General features: G+C 55.4%; 15 protein-coding genes and 1 tRNA gene. 5 read left to right on the top strand and 11 right to left on the bottom strand.

What is annotated here, in order from left to right; genetic code table 11:
* Nucleotides 1-2: 2 nt before the first annotated feature.
* The gene (locus tag AURUGA1_RS01555; protein ID WP_205214657.1) at nt 3-4,007 is read right to left on the bottom strand and encodes an AAA family ATPase; all 4,005 of its coding nucleotides are present in this window, start codon (nt 4,005-4,007) and stop codon (nt 3-5) included.
* A 70-nt stretch (nt 4,008-4,077) separates the two neighbouring features.
* Nucleotides 4,078-5,307 carry a 23S rRNA (adenine(2503)-C(2))-methyltransferase RlmN gene (gene rlmN / locus AURUGA1_RS01550; RefSeq protein ID WP_114128571.1) on the bottom strand — a complete coding sequence of 410 codons (1,230 nt, stop codon included), beginning with the start codon at nt 5,305-5,307 and terminating at the stop codon, nt 4,078-4,080.
* 64 nt (nt 5,308-5,371) lie between these two features.
* Between rlmN and AURUGA1_RS08095 the strand changes: the two genes are divergently transcribed.
* Entirely contained in the window at nt 5,372-5,533 is a 162-nt protein-coding gene (locus tag AURUGA1_RS08095) for a hypothetical protein (RefSeq protein ID WP_110234363.1), read from the top strand.
* A 2-nt stretch (nt 5,534-5,535) separates the two neighbouring features.
* On the opposite strand, the gene AURUGA1_RS01540 is transcribed toward AURUGA1_RS08095, so the two are convergent.
* Nucleotides 5,536-7,026 (bottom strand): aminotransferase class I/II-fold pyridoxal phosphate-dependent enzyme, encoded by a 1,491-nt coding sequence (locus AURUGA1_RS01540; protein WP_114128570.1) that lies wholly within the window; start codon nt 7,024-7,026, stop codon nt 5,536-5,538.
* A 72-nt stretch (nt 7,027-7,098) separates the two neighbouring features.
* Between AURUGA1_RS01540 and AURUGA1_RS01535 the strand changes: the two genes are divergently transcribed.
* Entirely contained in the window at nt 7,099-7,989 is an 891-nt protein-coding gene (locus AURUGA1_RS01535; RefSeq protein ID WP_240187376.1) for a LysR family transcriptional regulator, read from the top strand.
* A gap of 8 nt (nt 7,990-7,997) precedes the next feature.
* Here AURUGA1_RS01535 and AURUGA1_RS01530 read toward each other — a convergent pair whose 3' ends face one another.
* The 6 genes from AURUGA1_RS01530 to AURUGA1_RS01505 form a co-directional block, all read right to left on the bottom strand.
* Nucleotides 7,998-8,333, bottom strand: a complete 336-nt coding sequence (locus AURUGA1_RS01530) for a hypothetical protein (protein ID WP_114128569.1) — start codon at nt 8,331-8,333, stop codon at nt 7,998-8,000.
* Nucleotides 8,334-8,335: 2 nt separating this feature from the next.
* Complete coding sequence (locus tag AURUGA1_RS01525; RefSeq protein WP_114128568.1) at nt 8,336-8,791, bottom strand: prevent-host-death protein; 456 nt, start codon at nt 8,789-8,791, stop codon at nt 8,336-8,338.
* A gap of 100 nt (nt 8,792-8,891) precedes the next feature.
* Nucleotides 8,892-8,963, bottom strand: a tRNA-Arg gene (locus AURUGA1_RS01520).
* A gap of 29 nt (nt 8,964-8,992) precedes the next feature.
* Nucleotides 8,993-9,490 (bottom strand): HNH endonuclease, encoded by a 498-nt coding sequence (locus tag AURUGA1_RS01515; RefSeq protein ID WP_096382139.1) that lies wholly within the window; start codon nt 9,488-9,490, stop codon nt 8,993-8,995.
* Nucleotides 9,491-9,764: 274 nt separating this feature from the next.
* Nucleotides 9,765-10,565 carry a C40 family peptidase gene (locus tag AURUGA1_RS01510; RefSeq protein WP_162784027.1) on the bottom strand — a complete coding sequence of 267 codons (801 nt, stop codon included), beginning with the start codon at nt 10,563-10,565 and terminating at the stop codon, nt 9,765-9,767.
* A 245-nt stretch (nt 10,566-10,810) separates the two neighbouring features.
* Nucleotides 10,811-11,509, bottom strand: a complete 699-nt coding sequence (locus AURUGA1_RS01505) for a metal-dependent transcriptional regulator (protein ID WP_114128566.1) — start codon at nt 11,507-11,509, stop codon at nt 10,811-10,813.
* Between the two features lie 66 nt (nt 11,510-11,575).
* On the opposite strand from AURUGA1_RS01505, the gene serC reads away from it, so the two are divergent.
* Nucleotides 11,576-12,688: a phosphoserine transaminase gene (serC, locus tag AURUGA1_RS01500; RefSeq protein ID WP_114128565.1), complete on the top strand. Its 1,113-nt coding sequence runs from the start codon at nt 11,576-11,578 to the stop codon at nt 12,686-12,688.
* Between the two features lie 6 nt (nt 12,689-12,694).
* Here serC and AURUGA1_RS01495 read toward each other — a convergent pair whose 3' ends face one another.
* Nucleotides 12,695-13,315 carry a DUF3027 domain-containing protein gene (locus tag AURUGA1_RS01495; protein WP_114128564.1) on the bottom strand — a complete coding sequence of 207 codons (621 nt, stop codon included), beginning with the start codon at nt 13,313-13,315 and terminating at the stop codon, nt 12,695-12,697.
* Nucleotides 13,308-13,688: a cold-shock protein gene (locus tag AURUGA1_RS01490; protein ID WP_096382151.1), complete on the bottom strand. Its 381-nt coding sequence runs from the start codon at nt 13,686-13,688 to the stop codon at nt 13,308-13,310. The genes AURUGA1_RS01495 and AURUGA1_RS01490 overlap by 8 nt, the downstream gene beginning before the upstream one ends.
* Nucleotides 13,689-13,758: 70 nt before the next feature.
* On the opposite strand from AURUGA1_RS01490, the gene AURUGA1_RS01485 reads away from it, so the two are divergent.
* Together AURUGA1_RS01485 and AURUGA1_RS01480 are read left to right on the top strand one after the other, a co-directional pair.
* Nucleotides 13,759-14,022, top strand: a complete 264-nt coding sequence (locus tag AURUGA1_RS01485; protein ID WP_114128563.1) for a hypothetical protein — start codon at nt 13,759-13,761, stop codon at nt 14,020-14,022.
* Nucleotides 14,023-14,034: 12 nt separating this feature from the next.
* Complete coding sequence (locus tag AURUGA1_RS01480) at nt 14,035-15,762, top strand: helicase-associated domain-containing protein (RefSeq protein ID WP_114128562.1); 1,728 nt, start codon at nt 14,035-14,037, stop codon at nt 15,760-15,762.
* Nucleotides 15,763-15,797: the final 35 nt, after the last annotated feature.

The following is a 15,797-nucleotide window of genomic DNA, read 5'->3' as shown; positions in this document are numbered from 1 at the left end:
TATTACTCGGGCAGATCAATCGGTGCCGTAATCGCATCGGGCTCACTGCCAGGTGTCGAGGAGACCTCTGTGGTGGTGAGATCTTCTTCGATAATGTCTTCAACCACGACAGTGTCGCCCACCTGCTCAACGACGACTGTCTCGCGTAGCTCGACGGTGATTTCTTCGTCAACCACCTCGTTGTCACCACTGTTCGTAGCGGTTTCTACCTGAGGAATATCGATTGGCCCGGTGAGCTGCTCATCTTCAGCGGGCTCCACGCCGATCAGTGCGGCAACGCGTGTGGCAACAGCTTCGGGGTCAGCAAAGAGTTCGAAGGCGTGAATACGGATGTAGTGCCAACCGAGACGGCGTAGCATTTCTGGACGCAACCGCAGAGATTCACGCAAGGAACCCTTGGCGAGAACCGCATCAGTCTCCACTGCCACGGCTCGTCCTTGATAGGAGGCGGCCAGGGCAATCTCTCCCGCGTGGTTGAGAGAGACGTGCAGGCCACGACGCTGCAAGCGCTGGGCTAAATCAATGAGCATGGGCTCTGGTGAGTCTGTGCCCAGCTCGGTGGTGTGAGGCTTTTCTGTCTCGGTGAGAACTTCAGCCAGGGCACGCATGCCGTCCGAGAGACGACTCTCGTCGATGTCTCCAGGGCGGAAGCAGGAAACAATCTCCATAGAGCGTCGCGCCCGCGTCATTCCCACGGCAAGCAAACGCTCACCGCCAGGAAGAGCAAGCGCACCAAAGTCAGACAGGAGTCGACCGTGTGGGGTGCGACCATAACCAATAGAGAAGATGACACGGTCACGGCTTTGTGCAACGGCTTGTTCAAGCGTCATCACGGCGAAGGATTCAGCTCGGTCCTCCAGGATGAACTCGGCTAAATCAGGACGCCGAGCAAACGCGGAAAGCACCGATTGCTCAACACGCACCGCATGCTTAGGGCTAGCGGTAATGACCATCAGGGATTCGGTGGGGCGCTCGGTCGCATGCTCCAACACAAGCTCCACAACGCGGGAGACTTCAGCATCCACGCTTTCAACGGCACCGGTGGCAGAGTCAGGCATACCTGTTCCGTCGGCAATGTAGTGCAGGCGCAAACTGGAGTGGCCCAAGAAGGTTCCTGCCCAAGGCAGGGAGGAAATCTTTCCGCCATAGAAGCGGCGGTTCACCACATCTGCCAGGTCTTCACCGCCGGCACGGTAACTCTTGGTGAGGGTGCGGGCAGGCAAGATCCCGCTGAACTGTGCCAGGGCAGATTTACTGTGCCACGCGTCTGCGTCGGTCACCGGAGGAAGTGGGTTTTCAAATTCGCCCATCCCGGTTTCAAAACGTGAGGGTGTCTGAGTAACAGGATCGCCAAAGACCACAACGCTGCTGCCGCGACGAATCGCACCCGCATTCTCAGCAACCGTGGTTGCACCGGCATCAACGAGGAAGACGGCATCAAAACTGACAGTGTCGGGAATGAGGTGGGCCTCATAGGGGGAGCACAACCACACTGGCGCAATCGACTTGGCTAAACGTGGCGCAAGCTCAACAAGTTCTTGTGGGCTGAGATAGTCACCACGTAACGCCTGACGTAAACGTTCTGCTTCATCGGGAAGATCAACTAGGCCAATCTTCCACAGTTCAGCTAGGCGTGCCGCAAGAAGTCCGCCGTTTGCCGATGCGTGAGCGTCGTCTACCAGGCGGAAGTCTGATTCAAGCCGATCCAAGATGCTCGTGTTAGCACCGAGAAGTGCCTTGTCTGAAGTGAGCATGCCTTCGAGAACTGATTGCCACCAGGCAAGTTCAAGCTCGTCTGCGACTTCTTCTTCAGGGACGTGACGTGCTGACAAATCTGCAAGAAGAACATCGAGGTCAAGCTCACGCAGGTGTGCCAAGAGCGCGGTGCGCTCTTGCAAATTATTAAGAACTTCTGACTCGGCTGCCAGACCGGAAACCTTGTTGGTCAGTGTGGCAAGTGGAAGCTTGAGGAAAGACTGGTCAGTACCGTTGAGCCCCAGGGCAATATCAAGAACAACAAGCTCGGCAACGACCTTGTCGTAGGCGCTTTGCAGGTCTGCGATACCAACCGGAACCTCGGGAACAGCACCGGCCACTACGTAGCGCTGCCACAGCACACGCTGCTGTTGAATCTCAATGAGTGCCTCGTGCATGTCCGGAACATTTGCTCCCGGACGCACGTATTCGTAGGCAAGCTTTTTCAGGCGACGGCGATCTCCGCCACTCATGCCACTTCCGCGGCCTGAAGTCGCGGTGATGAGTTCGGTCAGTGGGCGGTCATAAACAGACGGCAAGAACTTATCGAGCGTCTCGCGAATATCAACGAGCAAAGTGATGTAGATGCCGAGCTCTTCGAGGTTCTCGAAGGGGCGCATCTTGGTGCGACCAAATACTTCCTCAGCACGTTCGAGCAGTTTGGGAAGCTCAGTTTGATGCAGACGCTTGGCTTGCTCGTGTGCCGCGGTGGTCTCTTCTGCGGTGGGGAAGTTTGCTCCGTACCATGGTGAGTCATCGGGGCCGTAACGGAACTCTCCCAGTGCAGCAGCTTTGATCAGGCTTGCCGCTGCGGCTGGTCTCGAATTAGCCAGTCCCTCAATGGCGCGACGAGGCAGGCGCGCGGTGGTCGATGGTGGTGTGGGCAGCAAGCTCAGGTGTGAGAGTTGCTCAAGAGCGTCCAATACCGATACACCTAAGACTTCATCTTTCCGGGTGAGTGAACCGCGGTAGTCGAGCAGAACTTTGCGCAAACGAAGCAGGGCGTCGTCCACGTCGGTGACGTTGGGACGAGTTGCTTTCTCATTACGCAAAATGGCGTTGATGAGATCGCGACGCAGGGTGCGTGGAGAAACTGTGAGACCTTCGAGGCCGACCTGTGCCAGGCGGTGCTGGACAGAATCCAAACTGGAGCGACGAGCACCCACCACGAGGACACGCTTGTGTGCGGCGGTGAGAACACCAATGGCGTTCACGATGGTCTGTGTTCCACCGGTGCCTGGAAGAGTTTTGACCACCATGGAATTGCCGGCGGCAATTTCTGCGACGATGCTTTCCTGTTCTGAATCAGCATCAAGAAGGAGCGTGTCGGTTGCTGGGGGGCGCTCATCCTGACCGATTACCACGGCTTCTTTGTGGCTTTCAGTCAAACGTGTGCGGGCGGTGATGTTGCCTGCCAGAGCATCCAAGATGGGGTGAGCCAGGTCACGAACGTCAGCGACCATCGCAGCAGAGAGATCAGCAAAGCTGGAGGCAACCAGTCGGGGCTCAACCTCGAAGCTCGGCACGTGTTGGGTCAGTCCGCGCAGACGCTCTATCACCGGTAGTGGGTTGAACATGCCATCCAGGTTGGCCAGCGCTACGAAAGAGTCGGCATCTAAGGCAATGCCCAACTGGCTCTCCAGAGCACGAGCCAGTTGAGGGTTGAGGAATGGCTGGCCGCTGAGTTTGAGCTCAAAATCTTTGCCATAGCGACGCAAGGTCATTGGGCGCAGCAAGACCGGGCCGCAATATTCACGGTCGTGGAACGTCCATTTAGCAATGCCGAGGGCAAGGTAGACAGATTCGATACTGCGCATGGAACGCAGTTCGGTGCATTTTGCCGTCACGGCTGCCGCTGCCAATCTGGCGTTGCGCAAAGCAAACTCTTCACGAATCAAACTAGAAAGAAGCGTGGGCTTACCCGAGATGAATGAGGGCAAACCACCCGGGTGAATCGAGGTGAGTTCAATCCTGGTTCGAGGGGTGTCCACAAACTGAATCAGCGGCGAGGTGCCACCGACCACGGAAAGTTCCTCCCGCCACTGGTTCCACACTGGCTCGGCAACGTTGATGTTGGACAGCGCAGAGTTGAGGCTGCCGGCGGTGGGAGCAAGTAGATCTACTGCTTCCTCTTTCTCGGCTGACAGCTCGGGAAAGGGGTCGTCATCGAGAGAGATCTGCTCGCCAATATTCGAGGCAGTCTCTTCTGGTTCTAACGACTCGTCGTCAGGGCGTCGATTACGTGGCCACACATCAAAAACACTATGTCTGCAGGGGGAAGAATCCCTGTAGTGACACCTATTTTTGGCACCTTTGGAGCGTTTAGTCAGCTGCCGCTAATTGTCCGCACGCACCATCAATTTCTTTGCCTCGAGTGTCTCGCAGCGTGGTGGGAATACCGCGCTCTTCAAGGCGTCGAACAAATTCACGCATAATCGACGGTTCTGAAGAAGTCCAGATAGATCCCGGGGTGGGATTGAGTGGGATGGGGTTTACGTGAACCCATCCACGTCCGCGCTCGTTGAGCTTCTGAGCAAGAAGATCCGCGCGCCAGGCGTGGTCGTTCATATCTTTGATTAGTGCGTATTCGATGGAAACGCGACGACCAGTTTTTTCGTAATAGGCATAGGCCGCATCGAGAGCCTCATCGACTTTCCAACGCGAATTCACCGGGATGAGCTCGTCGCGCAGTTCGTCATCAGGTGCGTGCAACGAGAGAGCAAACGTCAGCTGCAAACCTTCATCTGCAAGCTTGTGAATAGCGGGGGCTAGTCCCACTGAGGAAACGGTGATGTGACGAGCTGACATCCCCAAGCCCTCTGGCTGCGGTGCCAGCATGGTGCGCACCGCGGTCATCAGGCGGTTGTAGTTCGCTAAGGGTTCACCCATGCCCATGAACACAATGTTGCTCACTCGTTCAGGCTGGCCTTCTTCTGATCGGCGCTTACCGCCAAGCTCACCAGCGGCAATCACAGCATTAGCGCGGACGACCTGATCCACAATTTCAGCCGCCGACATATTGCGCGTCAATCCCGCCTGGCCTGTTGCGCAGAACGGACAGTTCATGCCGCAACCTGCTTGGGAAGAAACACACAGTGTGATGCGTCCGGGATAGCGCATCAACACAGACTCAACGAGAGCCCCGTCAAACAACCGCCACAGAAACTTGATGGTGTCGCCGTTGTCGGTGCTCAGTCTCTTGACCTCAGTCATGAGCGGAGGCAACAGTGACTCAACCAACTCGGCACGTCCTGCCGCAGGCAGGTCGGTCATTTTTTCTGGATCGCTTGTGTAGTGAGAGAAGTAGTGTGTGCTGATTTGTTTGGCGCGGAAAGCAGGAAGACCTAGTTCGGTCACCTGAGCTTTGCGCTCCTCAGGAGTGAGGTCTGCTAGGTGAACAGGGGGTTTTGCACCACGCTTGGGCGCTTCGAACTGAAGTGTGGGACGACCCTCAGCGTCAACGTTCTGTGTCCACCCTTCCGGGGTGGGCCGAACCTGGGGTCTCTGCTGTGCGCGGTCGGTAAGGTTCCGTGCTCCACGCTTTTCTGTCATGAAACAAGTGTGGCATGAGGGATACCCCCGGGGGTATAATGAACACAGAGTTAAGGAGTTCCACATGTGTAGAGAAGTCACCTGCCGCAAGTGCGGAAAAGCAACCTGGGCTGGCTGTGGCCAGCACGTCGATCAAGTGATGCGTGGCATCCCAAAGAACCAACGTTGCCAAGGCCACGAAGCCGAACCTGGTTTCTTTGCCAAGTTGTTTGGCGGAAAGAAGTAGATTTACGCTACTACTCGGAATTTTTCCAGTGCCGGGTCAGAAGCTCCTCGGACATAGCCAGAGGGAGCTGCTGCTGTGGTGCGAAGAAAGTTAACCACTTCTTCGCTGAGCACTTCTCCTGGAATCACGTTGGGTACTCCTGGTGGATACGCAGCGAGAGAGTCAGCTGAGATACGTCCAACCGCATCTGCAAAATTGACCAACTCCACTTTGCTGAAAAAAGCTTCCGTGGGCTGCATTGCCCGTTCACAGGCAGCAGGAATTAACACCTCAGGACGTTGTGGCTCAGTCTCCTCCTTGGGTAAAGAATGAAGTGCTTCAAGGAAGCGATCCACGTCAACCGGGGAGGTTGCACCGACTAATAACAACAGAGCAGACGGGGTTGAGAGCTCGCTATATACCTGATGATCTCGGATTAAGAGATACTGCGCATCGTTGCCGGTGATACCCGCACCGCGCATATCAATAGCCACTTTGAATGGGTCATAGTCGACTGTTCCTTCGCTCCGAACAATGTCTAGGGTGGCGTCGCGGAAACGTTCACTCTGACGAATCCCCAGCCGAATTGCACGCACACTTTCTAGCGCTGCGCCGATAGCCTCTGTGCCATTCACGGCGAGGTGGCGACGAGCTTCATCCAACGACGAGAGCAGGAGGGAGCTGCAGCTCGTAGATTGGTACGACCTCACGACCCGGTCGACGAGGGACTCAATTTGCTGGGCGAATGGTCCATGTCCAAGCTGCAGCATGGCTGACTGGGTCAGCGAACCAGCACCCTTGTGAGTGCTTGAAATAACCAAATCTGCGCCTAATCTCACAGCATTCACAGGCAGTTCTGGGTGCATGCCAAAATGGGAGCCCCAAGCTTCGTCCACGATGAGGGGAACACCGTGCTGGTGGGCAACTTCCGCGATCGCTGCCACATCTGAAACAGCACCAAAGTAACTTGGAGTGACGATATATACCGCAGAAGATTCTGGGTGTTCGTCGAGCACTCTCGACACTTGTGCCGCCGTCACTCCATGAGCAGAACCTAATCCGGTGTCGATCACGCCATGAATGAAGTGTGGAGTGAGTCCTGCATGAACCACGCCATCTATTACGCTTGAATGCACGCTGCGCTGAACAGCAAACTCTAAACCGAGTCCCTTGACCACCATGGTGGCAATGTGATTTCCACCTGAGGCGCCATTAGTGATGAACCAGATGCGGCTCGCTCCCCACGCGTCGGCAGCCAGTGCTTGCGCTTGCATCAGCGGAGTGGGATTTCCTGCAGCTCGGCTCCGCCAGGTGTCTTGATCCACACCCGTCATGAGCATGGGGAAATCTAGAGAGAGCGCTTTGGCACCAACTACGGGTTCGAGTCCCGGTGCATTTTCGACCTTGGCTTGGTGACCAGGAACGTGCAGTCGCTGCCAATCTTTTTCTGCCAATGACCGAATGGCATCGGCATATGGCGTGGTGTTCTGATTGAGCACAACAGGAACAGTCATAGCTTCACACTAAGAACTTCAACTCCTCAAAGGAATATCATAATATCTAACTCAACAACATATAATCTATGTGTGCTGAGTTTGCAACAATTTCGAGTCCTCATAGCTATTCGCGATGCGGGCAGTCTGACTAAAGCTGCCGAGAACTTGGGCTACGGTACCCCCACGGTAACCCACCACCTCAACCTTCTCGAGGCTCACTTTGGTGCAGTTTTGGTGGAGCGCGGAAACCGCGGAGTCACCTTGACTCCATTGGGTGAGGCCACAGTTCGTGAAGCAGAAACCATCATGGCTCGAGTCGACGACCTCGAGCGAATCATCGCTGAGCACCGCGATGCGGGATTGGTCACACTGCGCCTGGGTACGTTCGCCTCTCTGGGCTCCAAACTTCTGCCACCTGCAATTCACGAACTTCAGGCCACGACAAATGTTCGTATCGAAGTAGTTGAAGCAGAACCACTTGAACTGGTCGAACTCCTGCGCCGCAGCGAACTTGATGCGGCACTTCTCTATGACCTCGCTGATGACCCGAGCATCATTGAAAAAGATCTCGAGCTCGTCCAACTTTTGCGTGAGCCCTACCGAGTCTTAGTTGCACGAGAAAGCCCACTTGCCCAGGAAAAGAAACTCGACTTTGTTCAGCTTGCTTCTACCAGTTGGGTTCGCACCCGCCATGTAGACGAAGCAACCGAACGAGTGTTACTTCGTGCCTGCCGTAACGCCGGCTTTCTCCCTAAAGAATTCATTCGAACTGATGACCTCAGCATGATTCATGGCCTTGTGAGCGAAGGACTCTGTTTGGCAATTATGACGGAGTCTGCTGCCAACACTTCACTTGGAGTGTCCTTGAAGGCCACTGTCCAAAATCTTGGTGAACGCAGTGTGTACTTCGCAACGCGCACTGGCCAGCTGCCGGCAGCCGTCACTAAGTTACGTTCATTGCTCGTTGGCCTAACGAAATAACAAAATCTCTACTTTGTCTGGTTCGGGTGCCTGGTGTGCACTTTGACAACGACAAAGTTCATGTCATCCACATAAAACCAGATGCGCGCGCCTTGGGAGAGTTCACACTGGCGCTGAACATGTTCAACCCCGCCACGGGTAACGATCCCCAAGCTGCCTTTGAGTGGATGAATCTGAGCATTGTGGGCAAAGGGGTCTGTTGTCAGAAGATTCCACGCATCTACCAACTGGGATCGTTGTGTTGCGAGCAGATCTCTCCAGCCTTTTTTCGCTTCAGAGGATCCGTACACAATCTGAAATTCAGATTTTTTGAGAGGCCGATCTACCCGCTCTGCCTTGGCCATCTCTAGGGCTTCTCGACCGGCTCATTAATGTCATGCCACTGAATCGGCTCGTTGCTGAGGTCATCTGCCAGAGCAGCAGCTGTTGCTTGCCAGGAAGCCAATTCAGTCATGGCAAGGTATGCCTTTTTCGTTGCAAAAGATGCTCGAGAAGCACGAATGAGATCTAGAGCACACTGCTCACGATCCACGGCATCTAAGGCCCACATCCAATTGAAGACATCAGCACACCGCTCCCCTAGTGGGCGAGGGTCGTCCTCAACAGTAATAGCGATGATCTGGGCAGCTAACTCGAGCAACCGATCACGTGCATCGTTTTCGCGCTTACTCATCAACACCAATGTGTCATCATCGCGGCGCGTGATTTCAACAGGTTCTACTGTGGCTGCTTCGAAAACGGGCAGGGGTTGACGCGAAAGCTCAGAGGATTGAAAAACCTTGCGTTCAAGAGTGACTGACATATACCCATCATACTTCAGAACGTATTCTGAATAAAATGTTTTCCACACGCAATACAAAAGGTCAGCTTTCTCCGGCGAGAGAAAAGCTGACCTTGTTGAGTGCCCCTGAAGAGACTCGAACTCCCAACCAACTCCTTAGGACGGAGGTGCTCTTCCATTGAGCTACAGAGGCGTGTATCTCATTCTACGACCCCCAGCTCGCTAGGCAGCTGGGGCGAGGTAGTCATCCCACGCGGTGTCACGGTGTTCAAGCCCCATGGCAAACCAGCTTGGTCCAGCCGGCATTCGCGGAGTGATGCGCAAGCGCCACCCCATTTCTTGGGGAGTGCGATCAGACTTAATGTTGTTGCATTTGAAGCAGCACGCCACGAGGTTTTCCCACGACTCTGCTCCCCCGCGCGATTTGGGAATTACGTGGTCAATGGTGTTGGCGCTCTTGCCGCAGTAGGCGCAGTGATGTCCATCTCGCCGCAGCACTCCGCGCCTAGTGAGAGGCACCCTGCGGGAGTAGGGAACACGAACATAACGGGAGAGAACAATGACGGAAGGACGATCGAAGCGGGCCGTGATGGCTTCAACGGGGTGCTCGCTGTCGGCACGGAGAACGGTCGCCTTCTGACTCATGACCAGCATGAGCGCTCGACGGAATGACACGATTGCAAGAGGTTCATATCCTGCGTTGAGAACCAGTGTTCGCATGTGGGGCCTTTTCGAGTTGGGGCCTGCATGGCGTGCAGGCTACTTGCCGAATGGTCGCATCAACCGTGGGTGGTCAAGAAACAGAAAAGGGCACCGTCAATACAGACAATGCCCTAGCGAAGACGCGCTCGTATGAGCCCGCCTATTCGGTCGTGTAGTTTCATGTAACCCTCCGCGATTTCTCACGATGCTTGAGAGTTAGAGTATTCCTCTTCCCGAACACAGAACAGTGCCACGCCGAAATGTTATTCAGCGTTCACGAAAAGTTAGGGACTTAGATACCGATGCGGATGATCTGGTAGTTGGAGGTCCAGATCTTGCGCAATTGCACGGTTCCACCAGGAACGGGCGCATCCAGAATCATTCCGGGACCACCCCACAGGCCGACGTGACCGGGCATCCACACAATATCGCCGGGCTGTGCATCCGCTTCAGAAATAGGTGTGCCCATAGCTGCTTGAGACTGCGAGTTGTGTGGCAAGGCAACACCGAATGTTGCATAGACATACATAGTGAAACCGGAGCAGTCGAAGCCAGCAGGAGAACTACCGGCATAAACGTAAGGAGTTCCGATGTACTTCATGCCTTCAGCAAAGATGCCGGCGAGGCTGAAGTTCGGGTTAGGTGGATTTGCCATCACCGAAGCATAGGAAGGGCCACCAGAAACATTCATTGCCGCACGAGATGCAGCCGTGATGGCGTAGCCATCACGGCCTGCAGTAATCGAGGCTGCATCTGCCGAAACTTCAGCATCCTGACCGGAGCTGCGCTGATACACCGTCGAGGCGGTGTTTTCGAGCAGTTCCTGATCACGAGTTTCTGGGTTGAACGCGTACGCAGGAATGGCAATTGTTGCAACGATTCCAGCGGCAACGGTCATCACGCCAGCGCGGAAGAAACCAGAGTTGGAGAAAGAACGGCGCTCGCGAGGCTCAGTGCGCTCGTGGCGAGGTGTTACCGCCTGAGAAGCAACTGCCATGGCTGAGCTGGCAGATTCCTTGACGGAACTAAATGCGCTGCGAGCGCTTTTTTTCAAGCTTTTTTTGTTGGCGAGCTTGCGTGCTCGACGCGACATGATTTTGTCGTTACCTAATTCGGCCAAAGTTGGAACCTCCGGCGCCCCAACAAGCTAGGTTGCTTACCCCGTCACGATGCGAAATTCGCGTCATTGTTCATACCGAGAGACGGGGGTTGGGACGTCTCGTTATGAGTCTTCCGCACCTTAACTGTGGTGTGAAAGCTTCCCTAGACTACGCGAGGAGGGCCGCAAAGTCACATCAGCGACACGACAAAGTCACGAATTGGTAACGCAGTGAATTACTACAGGCTGTGTTCAACGAAAACGTGAACCGCAACATCTAGGGGTAAATCGAGGGAACCGGTGTATCCCTCAGCCCTGACGCGAACCCGATCACCGTCACGAGTGAAGAAAATTGTGGAGCCAGGAATCAACCCTGCCTCAGCAAAATCGTGCAACAGCTCTGGGTTGATTTGTGCAGGTTCACCCAAGCGTCGTACCACACCGGTGCTTTCTTCTCCCGAGGCCTGCAGCAGATCCAACAGGTTAGCAACACCATCAAGGAAGCCCTCAGCGGGAGTGAGCCCTAACTCGTCCAAACCTGGGATGGGGTTGCCGTAAGGAGACTGGGAGGGGTTGCCCAACATCTCGAGAATGCGGCGTTCCACCCTGTCGCTCATCACGTGTTCCCAGCGGCAGGCTTCGTCGTGAACGTATTCCCACTCCAAACCAATAATGTCGCTGAGAAGCCGTTCCGCTAGGCGGTGCTTACGCATCACATGTACGGCCTTAGAGCGCCCCTCATCGGTGAGCTCGAGGTGACGATCATCGGAGACGAGAACCAAACCGTCACGCTCCATGCGTGCCACGGTCTGAGACACGGTGGGGCCAGAATGGCCTACGCGCTCAGAGATGCGCGCACGCATGGGAACAATGTTCTCTTCCTCGAGTTCGAGGATGGTGCGCAGATACATCTCGGTGGTGTCGATCAGATCCGTCATAGTCACTACTTTACCCAGCACGCTCCGCCGGAAAAATCGCCTTCGGCCAAACCCTAGAATTATGTAATGGCAGAGATCACCATCCCCAGCGAACTTCTTCCCGTTGACGGCCGTTTCGGCTGCGGACCATCCAAGGTTCGCCCCGAGCAGCTGACAGCTCTTGCTGGCCGTGGTGCAGAGCTTCTGGGCACCAGCCACCGCCAAGCACCCATCAAGAACATGGTTGGTCGCGTTCGTTCGGGACTGGCTGAACTGTTCAATCTGCCCGACGGCTATGAAGTTGTGCTCGGTAACGGTGGATCCACCGCGTTTTGGGATGCAGCTGCGTTTTCTCTCATCGAAAAGCAGAGCCAAAACATGGTCTGTGGTGAATTTGGCGGCAAGTTCGCAGCCGCAGCCAAGACACCGTGGCTGACCGCGCCACACGTCATCGAAGCGCCAGCAGGTTCTCGTGCTGATGCAGTGGCTACCGCAGGCATCGACGTCTATGCCTGGGCACACAACGAAACCTCGACCGGTGTGATGTCCCCGGTGACCAGGGTTCACGGCGATGCAGGCGCACTCACCGTGGTCGATGCCACGAGCGCAGCAGGCGGTATCAAGATCGATGCAGCCCAAACTGATGTGTACTACTTTGCTCCGCAGAAAAACTTTGCTTCTGATGGTGGTCTGTGGTTTGCCCTGTTCTCCCCCGCTGCCATTGAGCGGGTTGAGCGCATTGCTGCCAGCGACCGTTACATCCCTGAGTTCTTGAGCCTGAAGAACGCTATTGACAACTCACGCCTCGAGCAAACCCTTAACACTCCTGCGGTGGCAACCTTGGTGTTGCTCGAAGAGCAAATCAACTGGATGAATGCTTCCGGTGGTTTGGGCTGGGCAGATGCGCGAACCAAAGAATCTTCAAACCTTCTTTACAACTGGGCAGACAGTGTCGACTACGCGACCCCCTTCGTTGCCAACCCTGAGCACCGTTCTCAGGTCGTGGTCACGATTGACTTCAACGATGACATTGACGCTGCAGCTATCGCCAAGATTCTTCGCGCTAACGGAATTGTTGACACCGAGCCTTATCGCAAACTCGGACGCAACCAATTGCGTGTGGCAACGTTCACAGCAATTGAACCGAGTGATGTTGCTGCTCTGATTAGCTCAATCGAATACGTCGTCGAACGTCTCTAGTGTGAGCTAGTCCTCGCGCTCAGCGTTTGCGCTGTCATCGAGGTCATCGATATCGACTCCGTCGATATCTCCACCGTGGGTCGGTGCTGAGACGAGATCGTCCTCGTCATCGTCTTCCTCGTCATCCTCATCTTCGTCGAGGTCGTCCTCGTCGAGGTCATCATCCTCATCTTCGTCATCCTCACCGTCATCACTGTCGTTGAGATCTTCTAGTTCGTCATCGAGGACGGTGCCATCAAGTGCACCCTCGGCCAGATCCAGCAGGCCTTCAGGGAGTTCTTCATCCAGTTCAATACCTGCAGCAGCAGCCTGCTTTTGTGCTTCCAAGAATTCTGCAAGCCGCACAGACCACGGAATCCACTCAGGGGCAACCAGTGCACCCTCGGCAGGCAACAGTTCTGCCTCCATCACCGTGGGGTCTTCGCCCTCAAGGGTGGCCAGGCTCACATTCCAGCGCCAGTTGGGATAGCCATCAAGCTTGCAGGCATATTGCAGCGTGGCAATCCCATCGTGGTCGATGGTTTCCACCTCAAGTTCGCCAATGCTTTCTGGGGTGGTGATTTCGTGCAGCGCAGCAAGCGCCAGGGTTTGGTGCAGCGCGGTGAGTTGAGGGAAAGCTTTAGACATCAAAGTCATCTGCTACGCGGCGCAGTAGCGCAGCAATCTTGGCGCTGTGAGCCTTATCTGGATAGTTTCCACGCTTGAGGTTGTTACCAATACCATCAAGGAGCTTGACCAAATCTTCCACGATGATGGCCATGTCATCAGCTGGTTTACGGTCCAGCTTCTCGCGACCTGCGGGTGCATCGAGCACACGAACAGATAGCGCCTGAGCACCGCGCTTTCCTTCAGCCACACCAAACTCGAGGCGGGTTCCAGGACGAACCTTCACACCTTCAGGCAGGGCGGAGACGTGCAGGAATACTTCCTGACCGTCGTCTGTTGAGATAAAGCCGAAGCCTTTTTCCTCGTCGTAAAACTTCACTTTGCCGGTTGGCATGGTTTCCTCCTGCGTTTGGTGCAAGCTCCAGTTTACTCAGGAGTAACAAGTGGCACCTATCCTTAGAAGTATGGCTACTGAAGACACTTACGAAGCAACCCGATTAGAACGCATCCTCGGCACCATGGTTGTGTCCATCGTCGCCGTCTCCGTATTGGCATTCCTCGCCATCATCACCGCAGGAATCACCCAACTTGATCTGACTAGCCCGCTGGGCAACTTCATCCTTGTACTGCCTGGCATTGGCCTGCCCATTGCGTTCATCCTGTTGATGACCTTGGTCATTGTGAACATCATTCGTCGCCGTCGCGACTCCTCGAAGAGTTCACGCTAAGCCGCGCACTCAGTGTCCTCTTCTCTCACTATTTCCAAACGTCTGCGTGCGTTGGATGATCAGCAGCTTCAGGAATTACTGAGCTGGCGCTTAACTTCTGTCACCGGGCTCAAGGATTACTTCGACGTTGCTGACGCGCTGCTGGGCGACGAGTCGCTGCAGCGCGCTCTGCAACGCATCCCGGTGACGTTGTTGCAGGAACTTCGTGAGATCTCTCACACTCCTCGCCGCGCTTCAGCGCAGCTGTCTGCACTGTTGAAGTCTGAACTTCTTGGTGATGAAGAAACGGTGGTCTATCCCGAGGTTGCTCATGCTGTGAACAGCCTGCCTGAGATTCCCAGCCCAGCTGCTCTGATCTCCCCGGTGGAGCAGGTTTCACCTGTGAAAGCTGCAGCGGCTATTGAACAGTCTCTGGCCATTGTGTCTTCGCTGGAGGATGTGATTGCCAGCGTGGAATCTCATCCCGTCAAACAACTTGCTCGTGGTGGTCTCAGCGCACAGGATCAGCAGCGCCTGTCTTCACTACTTCCTCCGCAGGTGAGCAATCCCCTGTCGCTGCTTGCGCTGAGCAGCAAGGCAGGACTTCTTGCCCTGGTTTCGAACATGTGGATTCCCGGTCAGGAAGTAGCAACGTGGCAACAAGCTCCTCTGGCCGGCAAGTGGCTCAGTATTGCCTCAGGTTGGTCCACATCGTTATCGCCTCAATTGCGTGAGGCACTTCAGGACAACAGCGACTGGGGACACCCTCTCGCCAACTGGGTTGAAGCAACGTATCCACTGGGTCACCAATGGCTCGACAGCGAGATGCAGGCGGCAGTAGAGCAAGCTCACCTATTGGGCCTTGAGGTGCAGGGCATCGTCACCGATATTGGTCGTGCCGTGGTTTCCGGTGACTTTGCCGCCGCCGAGCAGGCGGTCACAGCGCTCATTCCTCCCTATGCCACGCACGTCTTTGTACAGCATGACTTCACGGTGATTGCTCCCAGCCCCCTGGCTCCCGAAGACGAGCAGTTCATGAGGCAACTGTGTGCTGTGGAGTCGCGCGGCATTGCCAGCACATACCGCATTACTTCACACGGAGTGAATGCTCTGCTTTCTCAGGGCTTCAGCGCGGCAGAGATTGTGAAGCGTCTTGGCGCCCTGGCAGCGACAGATATTCCTCAAGCCGTGAGCTACTTCATCACCGACCTTGGTGAGCGTTTTGGATCCATCACGGTGAACCAGGGTGTTTCTGGCGCAGTGGTTACTGCACTCGATCCGCTGGTGCTGCGCACCATCGCAGCCGATCGCGCACTGACTGCACTGTCATTACGTCGAGGTGATGAGAACACTCTGGTGTGTACGCACTCTGCTGAGGTCGTGCTCAATGCTTTGCTGGAAGCAAAGTATTCGGCTCAGCTGGTCGACAAGTCCGGAAACATTGTTTCCTCACGGCCTGTGCGCGCACAGCTTGAGGTTTTACCCGACGTACCCTCAGCCACCAGCGTGTTGATTGAACGCCTGCGTGGAAGCCGCGAAGCTGGAACTACCGATGATGCCACCTGGATTGCGCGTCAGCTTGATCTTGCTGTGCGCAATAAGAGCATTCTGATTGTGAGCGTCAGCATGCCCGATGGTGAACGTGAGTTCACCATCGAACCCAAGGGCTTCTCCAATGGGCGCCTGCGTTGCCTGGATCGAAACACTGAGGTGGAGAGAACTCTTCCGGCAAGCCACATCACCTCTGTTCGCTTGGCCTAGGGCGGTCAACTGGCTTGCTCCAACGGGAGTAACGT

Origin of the sequence: Aurantimicrobium sp. MWH-Uga1, from assembly GCF_003325955.1 — a bacterium.
Classification (GTDB): Bacteria; Actinomycetota; Actinomycetes; order Actinomycetales; family Microbacteriaceae; genus Aurantimicrobium.
The sequence above is the reverse complement of the archived record's forward strand: the minus strand, read 5'-3'. Positions and strand labels throughout refer to the sequence as shown.

What these genes read in the sequence shown, in the direction of transcription:
- AURUGA1_RS01525 (WP_114128568.1), bottom strand. Translation starts at nt 8,791, where the DNA reads ATGTCAGTCACTCTTGAACGCAAGGTTTTTCAATCCTCTGAGCTTTCG.
- AURUGA1_RS01485 (WP_114128563.1), top strand. Translation starts at nt 13,759, where the DNA reads ATGGCTACTGAAGACACTTACGAAGCAACCCGATTAGAACGCATCCTC.
- rlmN (WP_114128571.1), bottom strand. Translation starts at nt 5,307, where the DNA reads ATGACAGAAAAGCGTGGAGCACGGAACCTTACCGACCGCGCACAGCAG.
- AURUGA1_RS01490 (WP_096382151.1), bottom strand. Translation starts at nt 13,688, where the DNA reads ATGCCAACCGGCAAAGTGAAGTTTTACGACGAGGAAAAAGGCTTCGGC.
- AURUGA1_RS01540 (WP_114128570.1), bottom strand. Translation starts at nt 7,026, where the DNA reads ATGACTGTTCCTGTTGTGCTCAATCAGAACACCACGCCATATGCCGAT.
- AURUGA1_RS01530 (WP_114128569.1), bottom strand. Translation starts at nt 8,333, where the DNA reads ATGGCCAAGGCAGAGCGGGTAGATCGGCCTCTCAAAAAATCTGAATTT.
- AURUGA1_RS01510 (WP_162784027.1), bottom strand. Translation starts at nt 10,565, where the DNA reads ATGTCGCGTCGAGCACGCAAGCTCGCCAACAAAAAAAGCTTGAAAAAA.
- AURUGA1_RS01515 (WP_096382139.1), bottom strand. Translation starts at nt 9,490, where the DNA reads ATGCGAACACTGGTTCTCAACGCAGGATATGAACCTCTTGCAATCGTG.
- AURUGA1_RS01495 (WP_114128564.1), bottom strand. Translation starts at nt 13,315, where the DNA reads ATGTCTAAAGCTTTCCCTCAACTCACCGCGCTGCACCAAACCCTGGCG.
- serC (WP_114128565.1), top strand. Translation starts at nt 11,576, where the DNA reads ATGGCAGAGATCACCATCCCCAGCGAACTTCTTCCCGTTGACGGCCGT.
- AURUGA1_RS01505 (WP_114128566.1), bottom strand. Translation starts at nt 11,509, where the DNA reads ATGACGGATCTGATCGACACCACCGAGATGTATCTGCGCACCATCCTC.
- AURUGA1_RS08095 (WP_110234363.1), top strand. Translation starts at nt 5,372, where the DNA reads ATGTGTAGAGAAGTCACCTGCCGCAAGTGCGGAAAAGCAACCTGGGCT.